Origin of the sequence: Brevibacillus reuszeri, assembly GCF_001187725.1 — a bacterium.
GTDB lineage: Bacteria > Bacillota > Bacilli > Brevibacillales > Brevibacillaceae > Brevibacillus > Brevibacillus reuszeri.
This window is the reverse complement of record NZ_LGIQ01000009.1, coordinates 2020229-2042228: the sequence shown is the minus strand read 5'-3', so window position 1 is coordinate 2042228 and position 22000 is coordinate 2020229. Positions and strand designations below refer to the sequence as shown.

General features: G+C 48.4%; 19 protein-coding genes and 1 pseudogene. 2 read left to right on the top strand and 18 right to left on the bottom strand.

Features of this window, described 5'->3' with window-relative positions; all coding sequences use genetic code 11:
- Positions 1 to 67: 67 nt before the first annotated feature.
- The 14 genes and pseudogenes from prmC to ADS79_RS23880 all read right to left on the bottom strand — a co-directional run bounded on the left by prmC (position 68) and on the right by ADS79_RS23880 (position 13296).
- Positions 68 to 958: a peptide chain release factor N(5)-glutamine methyltransferase gene (gene prmC, locus ADS79_RS23940; protein WP_049740851.1), complete on the bottom strand. Its 891-nt coding sequence runs from the start codon at positions 956 to 958 to the stop codon at positions 68 to 70.
- Complete coding sequence (prfA, locus tag ADS79_RS23935; protein ID WP_049740850.1) at positions 942 to 2018, bottom strand: peptide chain release factor 1; 1077 nt, start codon at positions 2016 to 2018, stop codon at positions 942 to 944. Before prfA ends, prmC begins: the two co-directional genes overlap by 17 nt.
- A 205-nt stretch (positions 2019 to 2223) precedes the next feature.
- Positions 2224 to 2721 carry a sporulation protein gene (locus tag ADS79_RS23930; protein ID WP_049740849.1) on the bottom strand — a complete coding sequence of 166 codons (498 nt, stop codon included), beginning with the start codon at positions 2719 to 2721 and terminating at the stop codon, positions 2224 to 2226.
- Positions 2722 to 2824: 103 nt separating this feature from the next.
- On the bottom strand, positions 2825 to 3400 hold the full coding sequence (locus tag ADS79_RS36560) for a thymidine kinase (protein ID WP_169790284.1): 576 nt from the start codon (positions 3398 to 3400) through the stop codon (positions 2825 to 2827).
- Positions 3401 to 3499: 99 nt separating this feature from the next.
- Positions 3500 to 4909: pseudogene (locus ADS79_RS23925) on the bottom strand (cryptochrome/photolyase family protein); the annotation flags it as partial.
- 81 nt (positions 4910 to 4990) lie between these two features.
- Positions 4991 to 5191 carry a 50S ribosomal protein L31 gene (gene rpmE / locus ADS79_RS23920; RefSeq protein ID WP_005827805.1) on the bottom strand — a complete coding sequence of 67 codons (201 nt, stop codon included), beginning with the start codon at positions 5189 to 5191 and terminating at the stop codon, positions 4991 to 4993.
- A gap of 105 nt (positions 5192 to 5296) precedes the next feature.
- Positions 5297 to 6562 (bottom strand): radical SAM family protein, encoded by a 1266-nt coding sequence (locus ADS79_RS23915; RefSeq protein WP_049740848.1) that lies wholly within the window; start codon positions 6560 to 6562, stop codon positions 5297 to 5299.
- A gap of 70 nt (positions 6563 to 6632) precedes the next feature.
- Entirely contained in the window at positions 6633 to 7535 is a 903-nt protein-coding gene (locus tag ADS79_RS23910) for a M23 family metallopeptidase (protein ID WP_049740847.1), read from the bottom strand.
- A 71-nt stretch (positions 7536 to 7606) separates the two neighbouring features.
- Positions 7607 to 8887: a transcription termination factor Rho gene (gene rho / locus ADS79_RS23905; protein WP_049740846.1), complete on the bottom strand. Its 1281-nt coding sequence runs from the start codon at positions 8885 to 8887 to the stop codon at positions 7607 to 7609.
- Positions 8888 to 8950: 63 nt separating this feature from the next.
- Positions 8951 to 9907, bottom strand: a complete 957-nt coding sequence (gene glpX, locus ADS79_RS23900; protein ID WP_049740845.1) for a class II fructose-bisphosphatase — start codon at positions 9905 to 9907, stop codon at positions 8951 to 8953.
- Between the two features lie 28 nt (positions 9908 to 9935).
- Positions 9936 to 11219: a UDP-N-acetylglucosamine 1-carboxyvinyltransferase gene (locus tag ADS79_RS23895; protein ID WP_049740844.1), complete on the bottom strand. Its 1284-nt coding sequence runs from the start codon at positions 11217 to 11219 to the stop codon at positions 9936 to 9938.
- Between the two features lie 81 nt (positions 11220 to 11300).
- A complete protein-coding gene (fsa, locus tag ADS79_RS23890; RefSeq protein ID WP_049740843.1) occupies positions 11301 to 11945 on the bottom strand; it encodes a fructose-6-phosphate aldolase in 645 nt (214 codons plus the stop codon).
- Positions 11946 to 11960: 15 nt separating this feature from the next.
- Positions 11961 to 12815 (bottom strand): class II fructose-1,6-bisphosphate aldolase, encoded by an 855-nt coding sequence (fba, locus tag ADS79_RS23885; protein ID WP_049740842.1) that lies wholly within the window; start codon positions 12813 to 12815, stop codon positions 11961 to 11963.
- A gap of 106 nt (positions 12816 to 12921) precedes the next feature.
- Positions 12922 to 13296 carry a response regulator gene (locus tag ADS79_RS23880; RefSeq protein WP_049740841.1) on the bottom strand — a complete coding sequence of 125 codons (375 nt, stop codon included), beginning with the start codon at positions 13294 to 13296 and terminating at the stop codon, positions 12922 to 12924.
- 161 nt (positions 13297 to 13457) lie between these two features.
- On the opposite strand from ADS79_RS23880, the gene ADS79_RS23875 reads away from it, so the two are divergent.
- Positions 13458 to 14252, top strand: a complete 795-nt coding sequence (locus ADS79_RS23875; protein ID WP_049740840.1) for a lipid II flippase Amj family protein — start codon at positions 13458 to 13460, stop codon at positions 14250 to 14252.
- Between the two features lie 58 nt (positions 14253 to 14310).
- Here ADS79_RS23875 and ADS79_RS23870 read toward each other — a convergent pair whose 3' ends face one another.
- Both ADS79_RS23870 and rpoE read right to left on the bottom strand, forming a co-directional pair.
- Positions 14311 to 15912 (bottom strand): CTP synthase, encoded by a 1602-nt coding sequence (locus ADS79_RS23870; protein WP_049740839.1) that lies wholly within the window; start codon positions 15910 to 15912, stop codon positions 14311 to 14313.
- A 403-nt stretch (positions 15913 to 16315) separates the two neighbouring features.
- Positions 16316 to 16876, bottom strand: coding sequence for a DNA-directed RNA polymerase subunit delta (gene rpoE / locus ADS79_RS23865; protein ID WP_049740838.1), 561 nt, complete (start codon positions 16874 to 16876; stop codon positions 16316 to 16318).
- 245 nt (positions 16877 to 17121) lie between these two features.
- On the opposite strand from rpoE, the gene ADS79_RS23860 reads away from it, so the two are divergent.
- The gene (locus ADS79_RS23860; protein ID WP_409362408.1) at positions 17122 to 17688 is read left to right on the top strand and encodes a DUF1572 family protein; all 567 of its coding nucleotides are present in this window, start codon (positions 17122 to 17124) and stop codon (positions 17686 to 17688) included.
- Positions 17689 to 17842: 154 nt separating this feature from the next.
- On the opposite strand, the gene icmF is transcribed toward ADS79_RS23860, so the two are convergent.
- Complete coding sequence (icmF, locus tag ADS79_RS23855; protein WP_049740836.1) at positions 17843 to 21094, bottom strand: fused isobutyryl-CoA mutase/GTPase IcmF; 3252 nt, start codon at positions 21092 to 21094, stop codon at positions 17843 to 17845.
- 77 nt (positions 21095 to 21171) lie between these two features.
- Positions 21172 to 21804, bottom strand: coding sequence for a TetR/AcrR family transcriptional regulator (locus tag ADS79_RS23850; RefSeq protein ID WP_049740835.1), 633 nt, complete (start codon positions 21802 to 21804; stop codon positions 21172 to 21174).
- Between the last annotated feature and the right edge of the window lie 196 nt (positions 21805 to 22000).

Below are 22000 nucleotides of genomic sequence, written 5' to 3'. Positions count from 1 at the left end.
ATTTTCAAACGCTGTCTTAACGAATATTCACACAATTAAAGCAAAAAGACGGAGAAGGACTACTCCTCTACCGTCTTACACCGATGACAACTCGCTCGATACCCGCCAAATCGTTTATGATCTGCACTTCCCCAATAACACCTGAGCCAGTCATCAAATCTGCAACATCGCTTGCTTGATGAATACCAACCTCAAAGGCAACGATTGCCTTTGGCTTCGTGACTTGAGGCAATGCTTCGCAGAGGCGTCGATAGAACACAAGGCCATCTTCTCCCCCATCCAATGCCATGCGCGGCTCGTGAACACGGACCTCTTCGTCCAGATCATCCACATCACGGCTAGGAATATACGGCGGATTCGAAACAAGAATATCGACCCGCTCTCCTGCCGCAAGCAGCGGCTCTACCAAATCCCCCTGCAGGAACCGAACAGTAGCACCCAGTCGCTTAGCATTTTCCCGCGCAATTTCCGTTGCATCCGGGGACAAATCTACTGTCGTCACATCCCAATCTGGACGCTCGCTGGCGATCGTAATACAGATGGCTCCACTGCCCGTGCCGATATCTGCCACAGACAGCTTTTCATCGTGTGACCACAGCTTGTCTGCCAGTCCGAGAATCTGCTCTACCAAAATTTCCGTTTCTGGTCGGGGAATCAGTACTCCTGGACGAACATGGAACAATCGACCGTAAAACTCCTGTGAACCAAACATATATTGAAGCGGTTCTGACTGAGCCCGACGCTTGCAAAGCGTATCCAAGCGCTCCATCACATCATGAGTAATCGGCTCCTGCAAAGAAATCAAAAACCGCGTACGATCCCAATCCAAACAATGCCTGATCAACAGCTCCGCTTCAAATACAGGGTCCTTTGCCCCATGCTCCCGCAAAAAGGAAGAAGCCCGCATTTGGGCTTCTCGAATCGTCTTGACGTCAGACCAATTAAGCTGAGTGTGCATGGCTTTTCAAAAGCTCCGTTTGTTCATGCATAATCAGGTTATCGATCACTTCATCCAGCTCGCCTTCCAGAACAGATTCCAGACGGTGCAGTGTCAAACCGATGCGGTGGTCGGTTACACGGCTTTGTGGATAATTGTACGTACGGATGCGCTCGCTGCGGTCGCCAGTACCAACCAGGCTTTTCCGCGTAGCATCAGCTTCCGCATTTTGCTGCTGCATATAAAAGTCATACAAACGTGCACGCAATACGCGCAATGCTTTGTCTTTATTCGAGTGCTGGGACTTCTCATCCTGACAGGAAACCATGATACCTGTAGGAATATGCGTCACACGTACCGCCGACTTGGTAGTGTTAACGCTCTGTCCACCTGCTCCACTGGAACAGAAGGTGTCGATCCGGATGTCTTTTTCATGTATTTCTATTTCCACGTCTTCCGCTTCTGGCAGAACCAGTACGGTTGCTGTAGACGTATGAATACGTCCGCCAGATTCAGTTGCCGGAATACGCTGCACACGATGGGCACCGCTCTCAAATTTCATTTTACTGTAAGCACCGCGACCGCTGAGGGAGAATACGATCTCCTTGTATCCACCGATATCAGTAGGACTTGCTTCGAGCACCTCGATCTTGAAGCCGCTGCGCTCTGCAAAACGTGTATACATACGGAACAGAACTGCTGCGAACAAGGCTGCTTCCTCGCCGCCTGCAGCACCGCGTACTTCCACGATCACGTTTTTGTCGTCGTTTGGATCTTTTGGAAGCAGCAGGATTTTCAATCTCTCTTCCAGCTGTTCCTTGCGTGCAGTCAATTCAGCGAGTTCCAGCTTGACCATCTCACGCATTTCATCATCGAGTTTTTCTTCCTGCATGGCTTTAGCATCATCAATCTGACTGACAACGGATTTATATTCACGGTAGGTTGTTACTGTTTCTTCCAACGAAGACTGTTCTTTGGAAAGCTCGCGCAAGCGCTTTGTATCACTAATGACGTCGGGGTCACATAGGAGATTCGTTACCTCTTCAAAACGCTCTTCAACTGCGGATAAGCGTGTAAACATTGTACTTCACCCCATAACATAAAGAATGACTAAAAAACACAATCATAACAGATAAATTATAGGAGGAAAGCTGAAATAAGTCAAAGCGCATTATTTTACTGGAATAAGTTTGAGCACATTCAGAATATCACGATTTTCTGATCGTACCAAAAACAGGCCCGGTGTGGCCGAGCCTATCTAACAGGTTTCGCGGATCCGTAAGAGCTTAACGGTGGTACCCTTCATTGGAGGTTACGTGAAAATCATAGCGTGGTATTTTCTTTTTCAAGGCAGCAATTACTTCCTGCTCCACTGTTCGTGCCTGGTTTGCGGTAATGTTGTGCACCAGATCAAGAGTAACATATGCATTTGCGCCATTTAACGTGATGCGCGCTCCCTCCACACCAGGAACCGATTTCGCCATCATTTCCATATTATTCATATCGATTTGCGAATTGCGCACATTGGATTGACCGATAATCATGTTTGGATTTTGATTGCGTCCCATCAAGGTGTCGCGATCTTGTGTATGCGGTACCGGACGATGAAGAATAGCTCCACTTTGCTCACCTGCAATCGTTGCAGGACGCATTCCCTCTACTCTTTGCGTATTATGGGATTTCTCCTGAGTCATGGTTCGTCCGCAGCCTACAGTCAGGACAGATGAAAGAACGAGCACGCCTACTACTGCCAGCCCGCTTTTCCAAACAGACATTCTTCGCATGAAAAAGCCACCTCCTGTTTTGCTTTAGTCTGCGCATCCCTTTCCAGGCTCATGCACATACAAAACCAAGGTGGCTACCTAGCTGTTTATGTTCTATAAAGCGTTAGTTATTAACCGGTGGACGATAATAGTGCTGGCGACAAACACTGCTATATGTATCATTTCCAGCGATTTCAATCGTTTCCCCCATATAAACGGGCTGCCCGTTTTTGAATTTTAAGATATGTGTCGCCTTTTTGTTGCAGTAGACACAGACAGTCTTGATCTCTTCGACCTTGTCTGCTTCGCAAAGCAGAGCGGCACTTCCCGGAAAGAGCTCATTTTTAAAGTTCTTCAATAGCCCATAAACGATCACTGGGATGCCTAATTTATCTACAATCAATACAAGCTGCTCGACATGATGCTTGCCGATAAACTGTGCTTCATCGACCAGGACGCAATCGGGCTTGACTGCCTCCGCTTCCACGATATCATACAGGTTGGTCTCTTCACTGATCGGAAACGCTTCCCTGCTAATCCCTACACGTGAAGCCACTTTTCCCACGCCGTACCGATCATCTACCGCCGGGGTAAACACCATGACTTTTTTTCCTGATTGCTCGTAATTATGAGCAACAGTCAGTAACTGAATAGATTTGGAAGCGTTCATCGCCCCGTAACGAAAATATAATTGTGCCACGTTTCTATCTCCCTTTGCCCAGAAGTGGTTATTCCTTTTCTGTGAAAACCCATGATCGTTTTGTTTCAGATGGCGGTCTTTGGCCTCCTGAAACAAAGACAAGGCCAACTTCCTTCTTTCTGCATGATCGACACATGGTATCGGATAGTCCAAGCCCATGACGCACGTCGCCTGCTCTTGAACCTCCTTAGGCATCTCCCACGGTTTATGAATATATTGTAGAGGTACATCGCGAAGGACGGGAAGATATTTTTTGACAAAGACACCGTCCGGATCAAACTTTGCCCCCTGTGAAATCGGATTGAAAATACGAAAATACGGCTGAGGATCGGTACCGGTAGAAGCACTCCATTGCCATCCTCCACTATTGGCAGCATCATCACAATCAATCAGCTGCTTGGCAAAATAGGCCATGCCCTTGCGCCAATCGATCAACAGATCCTTGGTCAAAAAGGAAGCCGCAATCATCCGCAAGCGATTGTGCATCCAGCCCGTCTCATTCAACTGCTTCATTGCAGCGTCCACAATCGGATAGCCTGTTTCGCCCGCACACCAGCGAGTAAATAAATCATGGCTATTTTCCCATGCTACTTCTTCAAATTGTGGTAAAAACGCATGCTCGGTTGTATGTGGATGAAAGAAAAGAACCTGTTGGTAAAATTCCCTCCAGATCAGCTCCGTAAGAAACGCTTCGATGGAAGACACTTCTTCTCCGCGCGCTTCCGCCAAAGCCTCCTGCACCAGATGGTATACCGTCCTGATCGAAAGCGTCCCGGCTTTTAAGGCAAATGACAAGCGTGAGGTCGCATCCAATCCTGGCAGATCTCTTCTCTCTTTATATCGTTGAATGTCTCCATTCAGAAACTGTTTCAGTCGCTCTCGGGCTGCCCGCTCTCCAAATCGCGCAACTGTCCATTCCTCGCCATCAAGCGTTTTGCGTCCAAATGTGGCAAGTGTTGGCACTGCTTCACCTTGTAATTCCTGCAAGCGTTCAAACATGGGCAAGCTCTCTGGAAATGGATACGGCTGCTCTTTCGGCAATGTCTGCCACACCCGTCGATAAGGCGTGAACACCGCATACGGTGTACGCTGTTTGGTCAAAATCTCTCCGGGCTCATGCAAAACGAGGTCCTTACAGGACTGAACAAAGACCCCTTGGCTCGTTAACGCTTCGTGTACCCTCTCGTCCCGTTTACGTGCATAAGGAGTATAATCCCGATTAAAAAACAGCTTGTCCGCACCTGTTTCCTGGGCCAATTGGCTGAGTACCTGTACAGGATCGCCATGCCGAACAAGCAAGCGTCCACCAGCGTGAGCCAAATTGTTCGCCAGCGACTCTACTGCTGCAAAATAAGCAAATAAACGCTTGTCACCGACTTTATCTGAGCGACAGAACCAGTCATCTAAAATAAAGACAGGAACAATAGAATCACCTGTCTGCATGGCAGCGTGAAGTGCTGCGTGATCATGTAAGCGCAAATCGCGGCGGAACCAGACAATGGAAGTCATCACGTCGCCCTCCCCGAATCAGATGGCCACAAAAACAAAACCAGGTAGATCGCTCTACCTGGTTGCTCCAATCCTTTCCGATTAGGAAAGATTGTATTTGCGTTTGAAACGGTCTACACGTCCGCCAGCGTCAACGAATTTTTGTTTTCCTGTGAAGAAAGGATGGCAGTTGGAGCAGATCTCCACTTTCAACGCTTGTTTCACGGAACCGGATTCGAATTCGTTACCGCATGCACATGTAACAGTTACTACGTTGTACTTAGGATGAATACCTTGTTTCATCTCATCTACACCTCTTTCCGCCCTGAATCGTTTGCCGAAACAGAGTTATATCAACACATATCAGATAGTAGCACGCTGTCAGCAGAAATGCAACAGGTTGACCGATCAAGCCATGTTTTTCCTGCGCTGAAGCTGCTCTGGCGGGATATGTGTGAACGAACCAATTATCACATCTGGCAATTCTTCCTGGTATATCTCAATCGCTTGCTTCATCCCGAATACTTCGCCTTGTGCTTTTGGAATCATCGATAGATAGCTCTCCGGATCGATGTTCAGGTTGCGCATCTGGATCAGCTTGATTCCTGTGCGGCGAATGAAGTTAATCATCGCTTCCATCTCTTCTTCACGGTCAAAAACACCAGGGAAGCACAGGTAGTTAATCGAGGTGTACACCCCTTTGGAAGCCGCGTACTCAGCCGATCGCGCGACATTTTCCAGTGTATAGTTGCGTGGACGATAGTAAGCATTGTAGTGCTCATCGATGGCACTGATAATACTCACACGCATCAGGTCAAGTCCAGCGTCAACGATCCCTTTGATATGATCGGTTAAGCCGGCGTTCGTATTGATGTTGATGAAGCCCATGTCAGTCGTCTCGCGTACGCGTCGCATCGCCGGAACAATGATCGAAGCCATAGTTGATGGCTCTCCTTCACAACCTTGGCCAAAGCTGATGATGCTCTCTGGTGTTTGCAAATGGTGAAGCATCACCTCAACCAGCTCGTCCTCTGTCGGCTTGAAGTTCATCCGGGTTTGCGGTGATGGGAAGCCACTGTCCTCCGGCTGCTCGGAAATGCATCCGTAGCAGCCCGCATTACAGGTATACGACACAGGCAAGCTGCCTTCCCAGCGGTTGAAAAAGTTATTGGAGGCTGTCAGGCACTCATATTCCAATGCACAGTGGGACAAGTGGTTCAAAATCCGGTTTTGCGGAAATAGCTCCAATGTCTTTTCCACTCGCTGACGCAGCTCATCCATCGGGAAATTCAGCGGGTCCCATTTGTAAATGTCATCGCTCGCACGACCAGCGACCCAAAAACGATTGTCTTTCCAAACAACAGCAGAGTAGCCAAACAGTGGAAGCTTGCTATCCCTGTTGCTTTTGACATACCCTGGCAACAGAAGACGTGTAATCCCCTGTGGAACGAGCGCTCCTACTGCCGTACAGCCATCCAGCTTGACCATTTCGCCCGTATCCGGGTTCATCCCGATTGGCACGGTATCTGGCAAGCTGACCAGTGTTGACCCTTCCGGAAGCGGAATCAACTCTTCTTCTAGCACTTCTGTCAATATATCTCCGTTACGAGCCACAGCGAATAAGCCGGGGTGATCGTAAACATTGCCTTTTTCATCTGCGTATACTAAATACATAGGGAAATCGCCTCGCTTCTTTGCTTTGCCCATTGTATCGCATTGAAAAAGCAATGTAAATTGTGAAGGGTTACCTGCCGAGATAAGGAAGCGGATTGATCGGAACATCATCCTGCCGCACTTCAAAGTGCAAATGATACCCGGTTGAATCTCCCGTCTGCCCCATATATCCGAGCATATCCCCGGCATCGACCAATTGTCCGGGAGCTACTGTAATTCTGCGCATATGCGCGTAAAATGTTTGCAGGCCCTCTCCATGATCTAGCACGACCATACGACCGTAACCCGACCGATTTGCGCCCGCCTCCAGAACCGTTCCCGCCTTTGCCGCGTAAATCGGTGTTTGCGCCTCCGCTTGATTCCACAAGTCTACTCCTTTGTGCGCTCTCCCCCAACGAACGCCAAAACCACTTGTGATCGTTGCTTCTTTAACTGGCCACTCCATCCCGCCTCTGACCCTGCCAATAACCTGACGGCTAGCTGCTTGCGTCGTGTTCCGTCTTTTGGCAAGCTCATCTGCCTGCATCGGCTTCGTACCTGCAATAGGGATGTAGAGTACCTGTCCCACATACAGGTTGTCCGACAGCCATTGAAGCAACGGATTACGCTCAATCAGTAGCTCTCTGCTGACACCATAGCGCTGGGTGACGTAATTGAGTGTTTCCCCTCTTTTGACCATGTGGGTCACTTCGTCTTGACTGATAACCAGCTTCATCCCTACCGAAAGCAAATGAGGGTTATTGATTTTATTCGTTTCTACCATTTTTTTCAAAGTCAGACCGTACCGCTGGGCGATTCCGGAAAGAGTGTCTCCCTGACGTACCGCATACATCATCACGTTGCTTTTTGATGAAGCATTCGACTTAACCAGATTCGCATACGGATTAAACGCTTGGAATAAAGCCTGCTCCACAACGGCCGTTTTTGCTTCCTCTCGGCTCGTGATGGGAGCAGTTGCTTGCACATACTCCACTGATCCACCCCTCCTTTATTTACGCCTCCATCCTATCGGTATGCCTGCGGGCAAAAAAAAATGACGGAGAGTCATGAAGAACTCGCCGTCGTATTTGCAGTTTTCCCTCGCCCTTGCTTGGATTCCAGGGTTTGTAAAAATTCGTCGTTTGTCTTGGTATCTGCCAGCTTTTTAATAAATGAATCCACAAACTCGTTTGTTTCGTTCATATTTTTACGGATCATCCACAGCTTATCCAGCTCTTCCTTGGACAAAAGCAGCTCTTCGCGTCGTGTTCCAGAACGTCGAATGTCGATTGCCGGGAAAATACGGCGTTCTGCCAGCTTGCGATCCAAATGAAGCTCCATGTTACCCGTACCTTTGAACTCCTCGTAGATCACATCGTCCATGCGTGAACCCGTTTCTACGAGAGCCGTTGCGAGGATCGTCAGGCTGCCGCCCTCTTCAATGTTACGTGCAGAACCAAAGAACCGTTTCGGACGATGGAAAGCTGCTGGGTCAATCCCCCCGGATAACGTACGGCCACTTGGTGGAATCACCAGATTATACGCACGTGCCAAACGAGTGATCGAATCGAGCAAAATCACTACATCCTTTTTGTGCTCTACCAAACGCTTCGCTCGCTCCAACACAAGCTCGGCTACTTTGATATGATTCTCCGGCAATTCGTCAAAGGTAGAGGCAACTACTTCTCCTTTGACGGAACGCTGCATATCCGTAACCTCTTCCGGACGCTCATCAATGAGCAGCACAAACAAATGGATATCAGGGCGACTCTCCGTAATGCTGTTGGCAATCTCTTTGAGTAGCATCGTTTTCCCCGCTTTTGGCGGAGCCACGATTAATCCACGTTGGCCGAGTCCAACAGGAGCCAGGAGATCCATCAGGCGGGTAGAAACTCGTTCAGGAGCTGTTTCCAACACAAGCTTGGTTTGAGGATACAGCGGTGTCAAAGCGGGGAAATGAAGACGCTCTGCAGCTGTTTCAGGGTCTTCTCCGTTTACTGCTTCTACTTGCAACAGGCCGAAATATCGCTCGTTTTCCTTTGGCGGCCGGGCTTTACCCGACACCACATCTCCCATTCGCAGATCAAAACGGCGAATCTGCGATTGGGAGATGTAGATATCCTCCGAGCTTGGGAGATAGTTGATGGGGCGCAGAAATCCATAGCCTTCTGGCAGGATTTCCAACACTCCCTCCATAAACATCAGACCGTCTTTTTCAGCTCTCGCACGAAGAATAGCGAAAATCAATTCTTTCTTCTTCAGCTGCGAGTAGTAAGGAATGTGATATTCCTTTGCCAGCTTATAGAGATCGGTCAGCTTCTTTTCTTCTAGTTCAGAAAGTAACATACATCCACCACTCTTTTTTTACTTTAACGCTTCTATGAGTCAGACCTACGATCGTGAAACGATCTACAAAGTCGTTTTGCGTTCCAAACGGTGGTTCCCCTCAATGAAACGTACTGTACCCGTTTTTGCACGCATAACCACAGAGTTCGTTGTAGCACGCATTCCTTGGAAGCGAATCCCTTTTAGCAATTCGCCATCTGTGACACCCGTGGCAGCAAAAATGGCGTCATCACCTTTCACCAAGTCGTTCATGAACAGAACCTGATGCGGATTCGTCAACCCCATTTTTACACATCGTGCAATCTCTTCCTCATTTTGTGGCAACAATCTTCCCTGGATTTCGCCGCCCAGACATTTTAACGCTACCGCTGCCAATACACCCTCAGGCGCTCCGCCAGAACCGAACATAATGTCTACACCGGTATTTGGAAATGCTGTGTTGATTGCAGCCGCTACGTCTCCGTCGGAAATCAAACGAATGCGCGCGCCGGCTTCGCGAATTTCATGGATAATTTTTTGGTGACGGTCCCGATCCAATACGATTGCAACCAAGTCACTGATGTCTTTTCCTTGTGCCTGTGCGACAGCCTTTAAATTATCCCGAACGGGCGCATTAATATCTACTTTGCCCACCGCTTGCGGCCCTACTGCAATTTTCTCCATATACATGTCAGGAGCATGCAACAAATTTCCCCGGTCAGCAATCGCAATAACAGAGATGGCTCCCCAGGTTCCTTTGGCGAGAATATTGGTTCCTTCCAAAGGATCGACAGCTACGTCCACGGCAGGAGCTACACCTTGGCCCAAACGCTCTCCGATGTAGAGCATCGGTGCCTCATCCATTTCTCCCTCACCGATTACAACAACTCCGTCCATCGGTACTTTTTCAAACTCTTTACGCATGGCGGTCGTTGCTGCATCATCAGCCTCATCTTTTTTTCCTAGACCCATCCAACTGGCAGAAGCCAAAGCTGCTGCCTCGGTCACTCTAACCAGTTCTAGTGTTAAACTGCGTTCCATTCTGGAAGACTCCTCTCCTGGTGGTTGGTTAACGCTGGTGGTTTTCTAAAGGCTGCAAGCCTATCCGTTGTATTTCGGCTCCCAATGATTGCAGCTTTCCAACTAAGTTTTCATAGCCGCGATCAATGTGGTCCAGCCCTTCCAGCTCAGTGGTCCCGCTAGTCGCCAAACCTGCGATGAACAAAGCTGCCCCTGCGCGCAAATCAGATGCTACGACTTTTGCGCCGTTCAGCTTGCTTCCGCCTTCGATCACAGCGGAGCGTCCCTCTACCTTCAGTGTTGCACCCATGCGTCGCAGCTCGTCAACATGCCGAAAACGCGAGCTGTAAATGTTATCCGTCACAATACTCGAACCTTTTGCCAAGGTTAAAAGTGTCGTGATCGGCTGCTGCAGATCGGTTGGAAAACCAGGATACGGACTTGTTTTCACGTCGATAGAACGGTACCCATCCTGTCCGATCACTTGTATACAATCATCCATCTCCACGACTTGTGCTCCGATTTCCCGAAGCTTGGCGGTTAGCGACTCCAAATGCTTGGGGATGACATTCTCTACCAAAACATTGCCATTGGTAGCTGCTGCCGCGATCATGTATGTGCCCGCTTCAATTCGGTCAGGAATGATCGTGTGACGGCAGCCGCGCAGCTTCTCTACCCCCTGGATACGGATCATATCCGTTCCAGCACCTTTGATATTCGCTCCCATGTTGTTCAGCAAGGTAGCAACATCAACGATTTCCGGCTCACGAGCAGCGTTTTCAATGATAGTCACGCCCTCTGCTTTGGCAGCAGCAAGCATGATATTAATCGTCGCTCCGACACTGACCAAGTCGAGGTAAATGCGCGCGCCTCTCAGGCGACCATTTTTGGCGCGAATGGTCATCACGCCATTCTTGTTTTCCACTTCAGCGCCCATCATCTCAAAACCTTTGATATGCAAATCGACGGGACGTGGCCCTAAATCACAACCACCTGGCAATCCGACCTGCGCTTCGCCAAATTTGGCCAAAAGCGCACCCCATAAATAATAAGAGGCACGAAGCTTTTTAATCCGGCCATTAGGCATCAGCATTAGCTGCATCATGCGCCCATCTATTTCCATCCAATCTTCTTCGAACAGCACGTCAGCTCCCATTTCTTGCAGAAGCTCATGATAAATATCTACATCCTGAATACGGGGCAGATTCTCGATGACAACGGGTCCATCTGCCAGCAACGCGGCTGGAATCAGTGCGACAGCGCTGTTTTTTGCTCCGCTGATGGTAACCGTCCCCGCGAGCGGTTTCCCACCATTGATGATCAGCTTATCCATGCTTTGCTCTCCTCAGGCGTAATCGGGAAAGAAGCACCTTCCCCAATGGAAAAGGTGCTCGGACTTTCAATAGGTGTCCTATTATTTTTGCATGCTTGCCCAGTCAGCCAGGAATTTTTCCAGCCCGCTATCAGTAAGCGGATGAGCAATCAGTTGCTTGAATACTTTTGCCGGGATTGTCGCGTAGTGCGAACCACGGCGAGCCGCTTCTGTCACATGAACAGGGTGGCGAACAGACGCAGAGATAATTTCTGTTTCAATACCATGTACAGAGAAGATCTCTGCGATATCTTCGATCAATTGCATTCCGTCTTGTCCAATGTCGTCCAAACGACCCAAGAACGGAGACACGAAGCTCGCGCCTGCACGTGCAGCCAGCAACGCCTGGTTTGCAGAGAATACCAAAGTTACATTGGTTTTGATTTTACGCTTGGAAAAGTATTTCGCTGCTTTCAGTCCTTCTGCAGTCATCGGCAGCTTGATTACGATGTTTTTAGACAGTGAAGCTAGCTTCTCTCCCTCTTCTATCATGCCCTTAGCATCAACGCTAATTACTTCAGCACTGATCGGGCCATCAACGATATCGATAATTTCTTTCAAAGTCTCTACGAAATCACGGCCTTCCTTTGCTACCAAAGAAGGGTTTGTGGTAACGCCCGCAAGAACTCCCCACTCGTGAATTTCGCGAATTTCTTCAACGTTTGCTGTATCAATCAAAAAACGCATGATAGGCCTCCTTGGTTACGCGCGGTTGCTACTGCCGAATAGACGCATTTTGCCTTTTACTACTTCCTTAATCGCATCGCGAGCAGGACCCAAGTATTTGCGTGGGTCGATCTCATTCGGTTTGGCAGCTAGTGCTTTGCGTACCGCTTCGGTGCATGCGACTTGGCTTTCCGTGTTTACATTGATTTTCCCTACGCCCAGGCTAATCGATTTCACGATTGCATCATCTGGAACGCCGGAACCACCGTGCAGCACGATTGGCGCACCGATGTTGTTCGCTACTTTTTCGATGATATCATAGCGGATTTTTGGAACCCCTTTGTACATACCGTGTGCTGTTCCCACAGCGATAGCTACATAGTCTACTTTGGTTTCTTCCCAGAAGCGAATCGCTTCCTCTGGATTTGCCAGGGTAGCATCTTCCTCGTCAACGGACAGGTCGTCCTCTACCCCACCGATGGTACCGAGTTCACCTTCAACAGAAACGCCAACTGCATGCGCAGCCTCTACAACCTGTTTGGTCAGGCGAAGGTTGTCTTCAAATGAATGGTGGGAACCGTCAAACATAACAGAAGAGAATCCTGCGCGGATGCACTTCATAACCATGTCAAAGTTACTACCATGGTCAAGATGCAGCGCTACCGGAACTCCTGCGCGTTCTGCTGCCACTTTGGCAATGGCTACGGTATAATCCAACCCCATGTATTTAAGTGCTCCTTCAGAAACACCAAAGATTACAGGCGACTTTTCTTCCATAGCTGCTTCTGTAATCGCTTGAGTAAACTCCAGATTGTTCAGGTTAAATTGACCGACGGCGTATTTATGCAATCTGACGTCTTCGGTAAAAGCGGTCATAGGTACCAGTGGCATTATTGTAAATCCTCCTCTAGCAGACTTCAGTCATGTGGCTTATTATACCACAGTCACCCGCTTGTTAACAGGTACGCTTGTACCCATACAAGTGAGGCATAATAGACTAGCAAGCCAGCTGCTGATGAACGGCCATTCGCAGTTCGTCTATATCGAATGGCTTGGTAAAATGCGTCAAGGCACCAAGCTGTGTTGCTTCTTTAATCATGTCCAGCTCTCCGTACGCTGTCATCATGATTACTTTGATATCCTGATTGATTTTCTTGATGTGCTTTAAGATTTCGATGCCATCCATGCCAGGGATCTTCATGTCGAGAATGACCAGATCTGGCGATTCCTTTTCTACGATTTCCAGCGCCATTTTCCCATTTGCTGCTTGAAACGTCTTGTAGCCTTCCTTACCTAGTACCTCATACAGCAAAATACGGATACCGTACTGATCATCCACAACCAGTACTTTTTTATCATGTTTGTCCAACACTTCGATTCCCCCCTGACGAAAGCCTTTTCCTTAAATCATTAGGGTTCGCCTAAATATAGGAAACTCCTGCCGGATTGCATTGAAAATTTCCCTCTTCAACCACTTAAGGTATAATTGGGAATACCATTTTTCAGCTTGAGCGAGGAGTGCTGCTTTCTCACATGGATGCTTTATGGCTGATTTGTTTGTTAACCTTTATTATTCACACGACAGAGACGCTGTCGTATGGAATTCGTTTTGCGGGAGTTGTGACAGGCAGACTCGCCGTTGCCTTGTCGCTTGTCGGGATCGTCCTGCTGATATCGCGTACTTCCAACCTGATTCAGGGACCTTTCACTGGTGGCTTGATGGACCAGGCGTCTATCTCTCATGCGGATCCGAGCTTGAAGCTCCATTTGATCATCGCTGCATCATCACTGGGCACTCTGGCGGCTATTTTTCTGTTTCCGACGTTTGTCCAGCTCTCCAAACGATTGATATCGCATTTGGAGCTTGCCGGGTCGATTCCGCAGATGCTGCGTACCGCAGTGACGATAGATAGCATCAGGCGCGTTCGTCATCACGTACGGATCCCCAACCTGCAGTTTATTTCACGCTTTCGCATCCAGGGAGTCCCGAAAAGGCTTCTGCTTCTCAATGCCCTGGGAACTGCCGTTTACACGAGCAGCGTCCTCGCCAGTCTCTACGCCATTCTGCTGGTCCCAGATTACAAAGCGACGGTACTGATGTCCTCCGGGATGATTAACGGCTTTGCTACCATTTTCATGACGATTCTGGTAGACCCGCAGGTAGCCCTTTTAACAGAAAAGGCCATGCAAGGACAAGCTACCCATGATTCCATCCGCAATATGTATCTTTGGCTTATGATTTCCCGCTTTTTTGGTACGATATTGGCGCAAGTCCTGCTCGCCCCAGCAGCGTATTGGGTAGCCTGGCTCGCTCCACTTTTTCATTAGGTTACAGAGAAAACGCACCAACGACACACGGTCGCTGGTGCATTTTTTATCGAGTTATTTATTTGTTCAGGTTCAGGGAAGCTTTTACAAAATCACGGAACAATGGTTGTGGACGGTTCGGACGAGAAGTAAACTCTGGATGGAATTGGGTAGCCAGGAACCAAGGGTGGTCTGGAACTTCCACGATTTCCACCAGACGGCCATCTGGTGTAGTACCTGCGATGCGCAGTCCTTGCTGAACCAATTGCTCACGGTACTCATTGTTCACTTCATAACGATGACGATGACGCTCATATACTAATGTGCTGCCGTAAGCTTGTGCTGTCAGGCTGCCCTCTTCGACTTTGGAAGGACCAACGCCCAGACGCATGGTGCCGCCCTTGTCTTCGATTTCCTTTTGCTCAGGCAACAGGTCGATAACCGGGAACGGTGTGCTCGGATTGATCTCGGAGCTGTTTGCTCCATCCATACCGGCAACGTGGCGAGCGTATTCGATAACTGCGATTTGCATACCCAAGCAAATACCGAAGAAAGGTACTTTATGTTCACGAGCATAACGCGTAGCGATGATTTTACCTTCAATACCGCGATCACCGAAGCCGCCTGGTACGAGAATCCCATTTACATCGCCGAGCAGTTCGCCTACGTTTTCAGGCGTTACTTCTTCCGCGCTTACCCATTTGATTTCGATATTAGAATCATTGGCATATCCAGCATGGTACAGTGCCTCTGCAACAGACAAATAAGCATCATGCAGCTCTACATACTTACCAACGATAGCAATAGTTGTTGTTTTGGACAGGTTTTTGATTTTGCTAACGAGTGCTTTCCATTCCGTCATATCTGCTTCGTGGCAGGTCAGACCGAGATGGCGGCAAACATAATCGTCCAAGCCTTGTGCTTGCAATTGAAGTGGAACATCATAAAGCGTTTCTGCATCCACACACTCAATAACAGCATTTTTGTCAATGTCACAGAACAAAGCAAGCTTGTCTTTCATTTCTTGCGTCATAGGTTGTTCTGTACGTGTCACGATGACGGTTGGTTGAATACCCAGGCTGCGCAATTCCTTTACGCTGTGTTGAGTCGGTTTTGTTTTCATTTCACCTGCTGCCTTGATGTATGGCACCAAGGTTACGTGAATGTACATAACGTTCTCGCGCCCGATATCACTCTTGATTTGACGGATCGCTTCGAGTACAGGCAAGCTCTCGATATCACCAACAGTTCCGCCAATCTCCGTGATCACCACATCGGCCCCAGTTTCACGACCTGCGCGGAATACACGGTCCTTGATCTCATTGGTGATGTGTGGGATAACTTGAACCGTTCCACCCAAGTAGTCGCCACGGCGCTCTTTTGCGATAACAGTCGAGTAAATTTTACCACTCGTCACGTTGGAGTTCGCACTCAGGTTGATGTCAATAAAACGCTCGTAGTGGCCCAAATCCAGGTCTGTTTCTGCCCCGTCATCTGTAACAAATACTTCACCGTGCTGATACGGGCTCATTGTTCCCGGGTCAACGTTGATGTATGGGTCAAACTTCTGGATGGTTACCTTGAGTCCCCGATTCTTTAGGAGTCGGCCCAGAGAAGCCGCTGTAATTCCTTTTCCTAACGAGGATACGACCCCGCCTGTCACAAAAATATACTTCGTCATCGTTAACGCCCCCTCTTTCCCTAACCCTTAAGTTGTAATAGAAACACCTTTATTGCGGACTGCTCATCAAAGGAACAAACCGCATGCTTGAGGAAGGTCGGTGCAGCAATCATGCCTTCCAGCCCAATAAGAAAACCCCTATCGAGGCTACATCAAGGAGGAGCGACCGCGTATTTGCGGTAAGTTTTCATGCGCTCCAGAATTTATTAGCGTCGCGCTTATAAATTCTTATACGGTAAAAATACGGATGAGGACGGCTCCAAAAAAAAGAAAAACAAAAGCGAGTCCTATCCCGTGCAGACATGGGGTAGGGGCACTTTTGTTTTATAGTTTCCCTTATTTAAACTTCTTCATGTGAAGCCCAAGGAGTATTTTATCTGTCCCTCAAGCGGAAGTCAAGGACTTATAATTTCTCTTCATCCTCATCGAGGTCGTCAGCCGAATCCCCATCTTCCATCTCTTCGTCTTCAAACATTTCTTCCTCGTCTTCTTCCAACTCTTCTTCGTCAATCTCGCCTTCAATCTCTTCTTCCTCAATTTCGGCGTCCTCGTCAACGAAGTCTTCATCTTCTTCAAAAATAACAATATCGTCTTCTTCGAATTCTTCCACGCTTTCATCCTCAGCATCGTAATCATCGAAGTCGTCGTCCATAACCACTTTCTTCTTCTTGGTTCCGCCGCCTTCTTGTGTTTCCTCAACGGTGTCAGTCGGGTACCAGCGCTTCAAGCCCCAGACATTGTCACCCAGGCAAACGAAACGGCCATCAATATTAATTTCTGTGTATACTTGAGCGATGATAGCCATGAGTTGTTCGTTTGTCATCTTACGCAGGGTGACCAGTTCATCCATCAGCTCGCGGAAGTTGTAGGTACGATTGGTTTCACGCAAGATTTCATACGCAATGTCAACCAATGCCATCTCACTCAGTTTCTCGGAATCAATATGAGCAAACAATTGACTCACTCAGGGCACGTCCTTTCCATTAGAAAACTATTGGCTTCAATACAGTCCTCGCCACTTTCAAGAGACGCGGGTTTTGTATAGGTAAATCAATGATAATAGCGAATTCTTCGATTGTACAACATACGAAGGCTATCATACAGTATTCCTTATTTTAGACGAAAATGCAAGGCTTTCAAACGGGGACGAACCATTTATTATCGACATCCGAATCCTTTCCGTTTATTCCCACGAATTGTATCATCATAATGTATACAGGAAAGGAGAGAATGCCGGTGGACCTGGGAAAGGAATTTCTTTCATGTACAACTGAAAAATTTCATGATGTAAAAAAGTTAGCAGAAAAAGCGATGGAACAACTCACACTCGAAGAGCTCAATCAATTACCTTCCAGCGAGTCGAACAGCATCGCGGTTATCGTGCGGCACCTGAGCGGCAATATGATTGCGAGATGGACAGACTTTCTGCACAGCGATGGAGAAAAGGCAGAGCGCAACCGCGACCTGGAATTCGAAGGCAGCTACCCAAGCAAGGAAGAACTATTGTCCGCTTGGGATAAAGGCTGGGATGCGCTGTTTGCGGCTTTGTCTTCGCTTGGTCCAGATGATCTGATGAAGACCGTTACGATTCGAAATGAACCCCATTCTGTGCTAAAAGCGATCCAGCGCCAGCTCTCCCATTACTCCTACCATATCGGTCAAATCGTCTACATCGGAAAGCAGATCAGAGACACTTCCTGGAAAAATTTAAGCGTTCCCCGAGGAAAATCAGAACAATATACGGAGCAAGTAAAAAATTCCCACGCAAACCGCTAGACTACGAGTCAGCAAACAATCCCTCGGCATGACACCGAGGGATTCCCTTTTCTTCAAAAAACGTCTCGAGGTTTTTCACAAAAGTAGATGTGACGCTTGCAGTCAAACACTTTTGTCCCCCTACGAGAGGGGAAAACGGGGCTTGATCGTTTTGTTACATATTTCTGCGATATTGTCCGCCTACCTCGTACAGCGCTGCACTAATCTGTCCAAGGGACGCTACCTTCACCGTTTCCATCAGCTCCGCAAAGATATTTCCGCCTGACATCGCCACCTCTTGCAGCTTGCGCAAGGCTTGCTGTGACTTGTCGCGATTCACATCCTGGAAAGCGCGAAGATTGATAATTTGCTGCTCCTTTTCGTCCTCGGTCGCACGAGCCAGCTCGATCTCATAATCATCCTCGGACGCATTTGGATTAATAAAGGTGTTCACCCCGATAATCGGCAGCTCACCCGTATGCTTTTTCATCTCGTAATACATGGACTCATCCTGGATTTTGCCACGCTGGTACTGTGTCTCCATCGCACCCAGCACACCGCCACGAGAGCTGATGCGCTCAAACTCCTGCATAACCGCCTCTTCAACCAGATCAGTAAGCTCATCGATGATGAATGCACCCTGGAGTGGATTCTCATTTTTCGCGAGACCCATCTCTTTATTGATGATCATCTGAATCGCCATCGCACGGCGCACAGAGTTCTCTGTCGGGGTCGTAATCGCTTCATCATACGCATTGGTATGAAGAGAGTTGCAGTTGTCGTAAATCGCTACCAGCGCTTGCAGCGTCGTTCTGATATCATTAAAATCCATTTCCTGCGCATGCAGTGAACGCCCGGAAGTCTGGATATGGTATTTCAGCTTTTGGCTACGATCATTGCCGCTGTAGCGATTTTTCATCACGGTAGCCCAGATGCGGCGAGCTACCCGACCAATAACCGTGTACTCGGGATCAAGTCCATTGGAGAAGAAAAAGGACAGATTCGGCGCAAAGTCATCAATATGCATCCCGCGGCTCAAATAATACTCCACATACGTAAAGCCGTTGGACAGCGTAAAGGCAAGCTGCGTAATCGGATTGGCTCCCGCCTCGGCGATGTGATAGCCAGAGATGGAGACAGAATAGTAATTACGCACCTTATTGTCGATAAAGTACTGCTGGATATCGCCCATCATCCGCAGCGCAAACTCTGTGGAGAAAATGCACGTATTTTGCCCCTGATCTTCTTTGAGGATATCCGCCTGCACCGTTCCGCGGACAGTTGAGAGCGTATACGCTTTTATTTTGGCGCTTTCTTCCTCTGTAGGCTGGCGCCCTTCGCGTTGGACAAATGCCTCGATTTGCTGCTCGATCGCCGTATTCATGAACATCGCCAAAATCATCGGAGCCGGTCCGTTGATCGTCATGGATACAGATGTGCTTGGAGCACACAGGTCAAAGCCTGCATACAGCTTTTTCATGTCATCCAACGTACAAATGCTTACGCCGCTCGTACCGATTTTCCCATAAATGTCGGGACGATAATCCGGGTCTTCCCCATAAAGAGTTACAGAGTCAAAGGCCGTACTAAGCCGCTTCGCCTCGTCATTTTGCGACAGGAAATGAAAGCGTCTGTTCGTCCGCTCTGGAGTTCCTTCACCCGCAAATTGCCGCTTCGGATCCTCCCCTTCCCGTTTGAACGGAAAGACACCTGCTGTATACGGGAACTCACCTGGCACATTTTCTTTCATTGTCCATTTCAACAGCTCGCCCCAGTCCTCGTAGTCTGGAAAAGCTACTTTTGTAATCCGTGTGCCTGACAAGGACTCGGTAAACAGCTTGGTGACGATTTCCTTGTCGCGGATTTTCGTGACCAGCTGATCTTGTTTGTACGCTGCCTTAAGCTTTGGCCAGTTTTCCAGAATGTGCTTGCACTCTGGGTGGAGCTTTTCCTCGAACAAAGTGATTTGACGATCAAGCACAAGAGCAACCTCAGAGGCAGCGGAATCCCCTGAAGCAAGCAGCGTTTCCTTTGCCCCATGCAATTGGAACAGCTTGCGTGCGATGGCAGACTGCTCTTCTGTATATTGGCGATATTGGCGTACGGTATTGGCGATCTCTTGTAAATAGTTGATTCTTTCTGTCGGAATCAACGAAGTTTTATGAATTTTCACCGGAGTCGTATCCAGACCGTCAACAGCCCAGTCTATACCTGTTTTCTCGACGATTCGGTGCATCAATGCAGCGAACAACACATTGGTGCCCGGGTCGTTAAACTGGCTGGCAATCGTTCCATAGACAGGTACCTTTTCGTCTGGGAGCTCAAACAGCTGATGGTTGCGGCGATACTGCTTGCGCACCTCCCGCAGCGCATCCTCCGAGCCTTTGCGTTCAAATTTGTTAATCGCGATCAAATCAGCAAAATCGAGCATGTCGATTTTTTCGAGCTGAGAAGGAGCTCCGAACTCACTGGTCATCACGTACATAGAGACATCGCACACTTCCGTTACCTGTGCATCTCCCTGACCAATCCCGCTCGTCTCTACAATAATCAGATCAAAATGAGCCGCACGTGCTACCCGGATCGCGTCCTTTACCGCTGCGGACAGCTCCATACCGGATTTACGTGTAGCCAAGCTGCGCATGTAGACGCGTGGTGTGTTATTGGCGTTCATACGGATGCGGTCGCCAAGTAACGCCCCACCCGATTTTTGCTTGGATGGGTCGATAGACAAAATTGCAACCGTCTTATCTGCATAGGTGCGAACAAAACGGCGAACCAGTTCATCGGTTAACGAGCTTTTTCCCGCACCGCCTGTACCGGTAATCCCGAGTACGGGGATCGTAGCTTCTGGTTCACTCAAGCTGCTGTTGAGCGGCTCTGCCCATTCCTTTGCATCGACGGCATACTCAGCAACGGAAATAAGCTGGGCTATCGCCTTGTGGTTTTGCTCGTGCAGTCCTGCTACCTCTTCGCCAAGCTGCTTGACGGTCGGAAAGTCAGATCTCTGAATCATATCATTAATCATGCCTTGCAGACCTAGATGTCTGCCGTCATCAGGCGAATAGATTTTACAGACGCCATATTCTTCGAGCTCTCGAATCTCGCGTGGAACGATAACACCGCCTCCACCACCAAACACGCGGATATGTTCAGCTCCTCGCTCGCGCAACAGATCAATTACGTACTTAAAATATTCCACATGGCCACCCTGATAAGAGCTGATCGCAATTCCTTGCACATCCTCTTGTACGGCAGCCGTCACAATGTCGTCAACGGAACGGTTATGACCCAAATGAATCACTTCTACTCCCGATGATTGCAAAATACGACGCATAATATTGATCGAGGCGTCATGACCGTCATACAAGCTGGCTGCGGTCACAAATCGAACCTTGTTTTGCGGACGATACACTTCGGTTTCCATCGTTCCACTCTCCCCGAGAATCTTTTTAGAAAGCCGTTAAGAAAACCTCTATCGAGGCCACCTTAAACGTTTCCTATTCATTCGGAGACACTGATCTCACGAAGCAACAGCGTAATCTGCTTCTCGGTGTACTCCTCCAATGAATAGTGCTTGTGCAGCGCCCAACGGCGGAATACCCACATCTCACCCAGCACCATGATATTGTCAGCCATCAGCTTGACATGCTTCTCATCAATACGCAGGGATCCGTCGGCGATTCCACGATGCAGGATCTCCACAAAAATTTGCGAAATTTCTTCCTCGCGCCCCAGCACATAGCGAAGCGTTTCTTTTGGAAGCGATTTGGATTCTTGATAAATGAGCAATACGCGGTCGCCCATCTGGTCCATCACACGAATGAGGCTCTTGAGTGCGAGCTTCAAAATCTTCAGACCCGTCCCGTTAAAATTAATGGCTTCACGCAAACGTGTTTCCATCTCGGCATGGATCGCATCGCATACAAGATAGAGAACATCTTCTTTTGACTCAATATATTCGTATAAAGTTCCGATACTAAAACCAGACGCCCGAGCAATCTCTCTCGTCGTCGTTTTATGGAAGCCTTTATGAATAAAGAGATGGACGGCAGCCTCAATAATCTGTTCCCGCCGTTTTTCAATCAGCTTAGGGTCCTTTACTAGGGACGGTATGGTCTTTCTCTTTTCGGACACAATAAATCCACCTTTCCAACCGACTGAGCGTTTGGTCAGACACCTTATAGAAAAGAAAGGTGCAAACACTCTACTCTGTATCGTTTCGCAACCATTATACGCGAGTAAGAGCCTAATGCCAAACCTTTCTTTTCATTGTTCCTACACATCGAAAAACCAGTACCGCCAAAGAAAGTTTTTAGTGCCGACTTTTTTA

Excerpts from the sequence above, each read along its gene's own strand:
- prmC (WP_049740851.1), bottom strand. The coding sequence starts at position 958 with ATGCACACTCAGCTTAATTGGTCTGACGTCAAGACGATTCGAGAAGCC.
- prfA (WP_049740850.1), bottom strand. The coding sequence starts at position 2,018 with ATGTTTACACGCTTATCCGCAGTTGAAGAGCGTTTTGAAGAGGTAACG.
- ADS79_RS23930 (WP_049740849.1), bottom strand. The coding sequence starts at position 2,721 with ATGCGAAGAATGTCTGTTTGGAAAAGCGGGCTGGCAGTAGTAGGCGTG.
- rpmE (WP_005827805.1), bottom strand. The coding sequence starts at position 5,191 with ATGAAACAAGGTATTCATCCTAAGTACAACGTAGTAACTGTTACATGT.
- ADS79_RS23915 (WP_049740848.1), bottom strand. The coding sequence starts at position 6,562 with ATGTATTTAGTATACGCAGATGAAAAAGGCAATGTTTACGATCACCCC.
- rho (WP_049740846.1), bottom strand. The coding sequence starts at position 8,887 with ATGTTACTTTCTGAACTAGAAGAAAAGAAGCTGACCGATCTCTATAAG.
- glpX (WP_049740845.1), bottom strand. The coding sequence starts at position 9,907 with ATGGAACGCAGTTTAACACTAGAACTGGTTAGAGTGACCGAGGCAGCA.
- ADS79_RS23895 (WP_049740844.1), bottom strand. The coding sequence starts at position 11,219 with ATGGATAAGCTGATCATCAATGGTGGGAAACCGCTCGCGGGGACGGTT.
- fsa (WP_049740843.1), bottom strand. The coding sequence starts at position 11,945 with ATGCGTTTTTTGATTGATACAGCAAACGTTGAAGAAATTCGCGAAATT.
- fba (WP_049740842.1), bottom strand. The coding sequence starts at position 12,815 with ATGCCACTGGTACCTATGACCGCTTTTACCGAAGACGTCAGATTGCAT.
- ADS79_RS23875 (WP_049740840.1), top strand. The coding sequence starts at position 13,458 with ATGGATGCTTTATGGCTGATTTGTTTGTTAACCTTTATTATTCACACG.
- ADS79_RS23870 (WP_049740839.1), bottom strand. The coding sequence starts at position 15,912 with ATGACGAAGTATATTTTTGTGACAGGCGGGGTCGTATCCTCGTTAGGA.
- ADS79_RS23860 (WP_409362408.1), top strand. The coding sequence starts at position 17,122 with ATGTATACAGGAAAGGAGAGAATGCCGGTGGACCTGGGAAAGGAATTT.
- icmF (WP_049740836.1), bottom strand. The coding sequence starts at position 21,094 with ATGGAAACCGAAGTGTATCGTCCGCAAAACAAGGTTCGATTTGTGACC.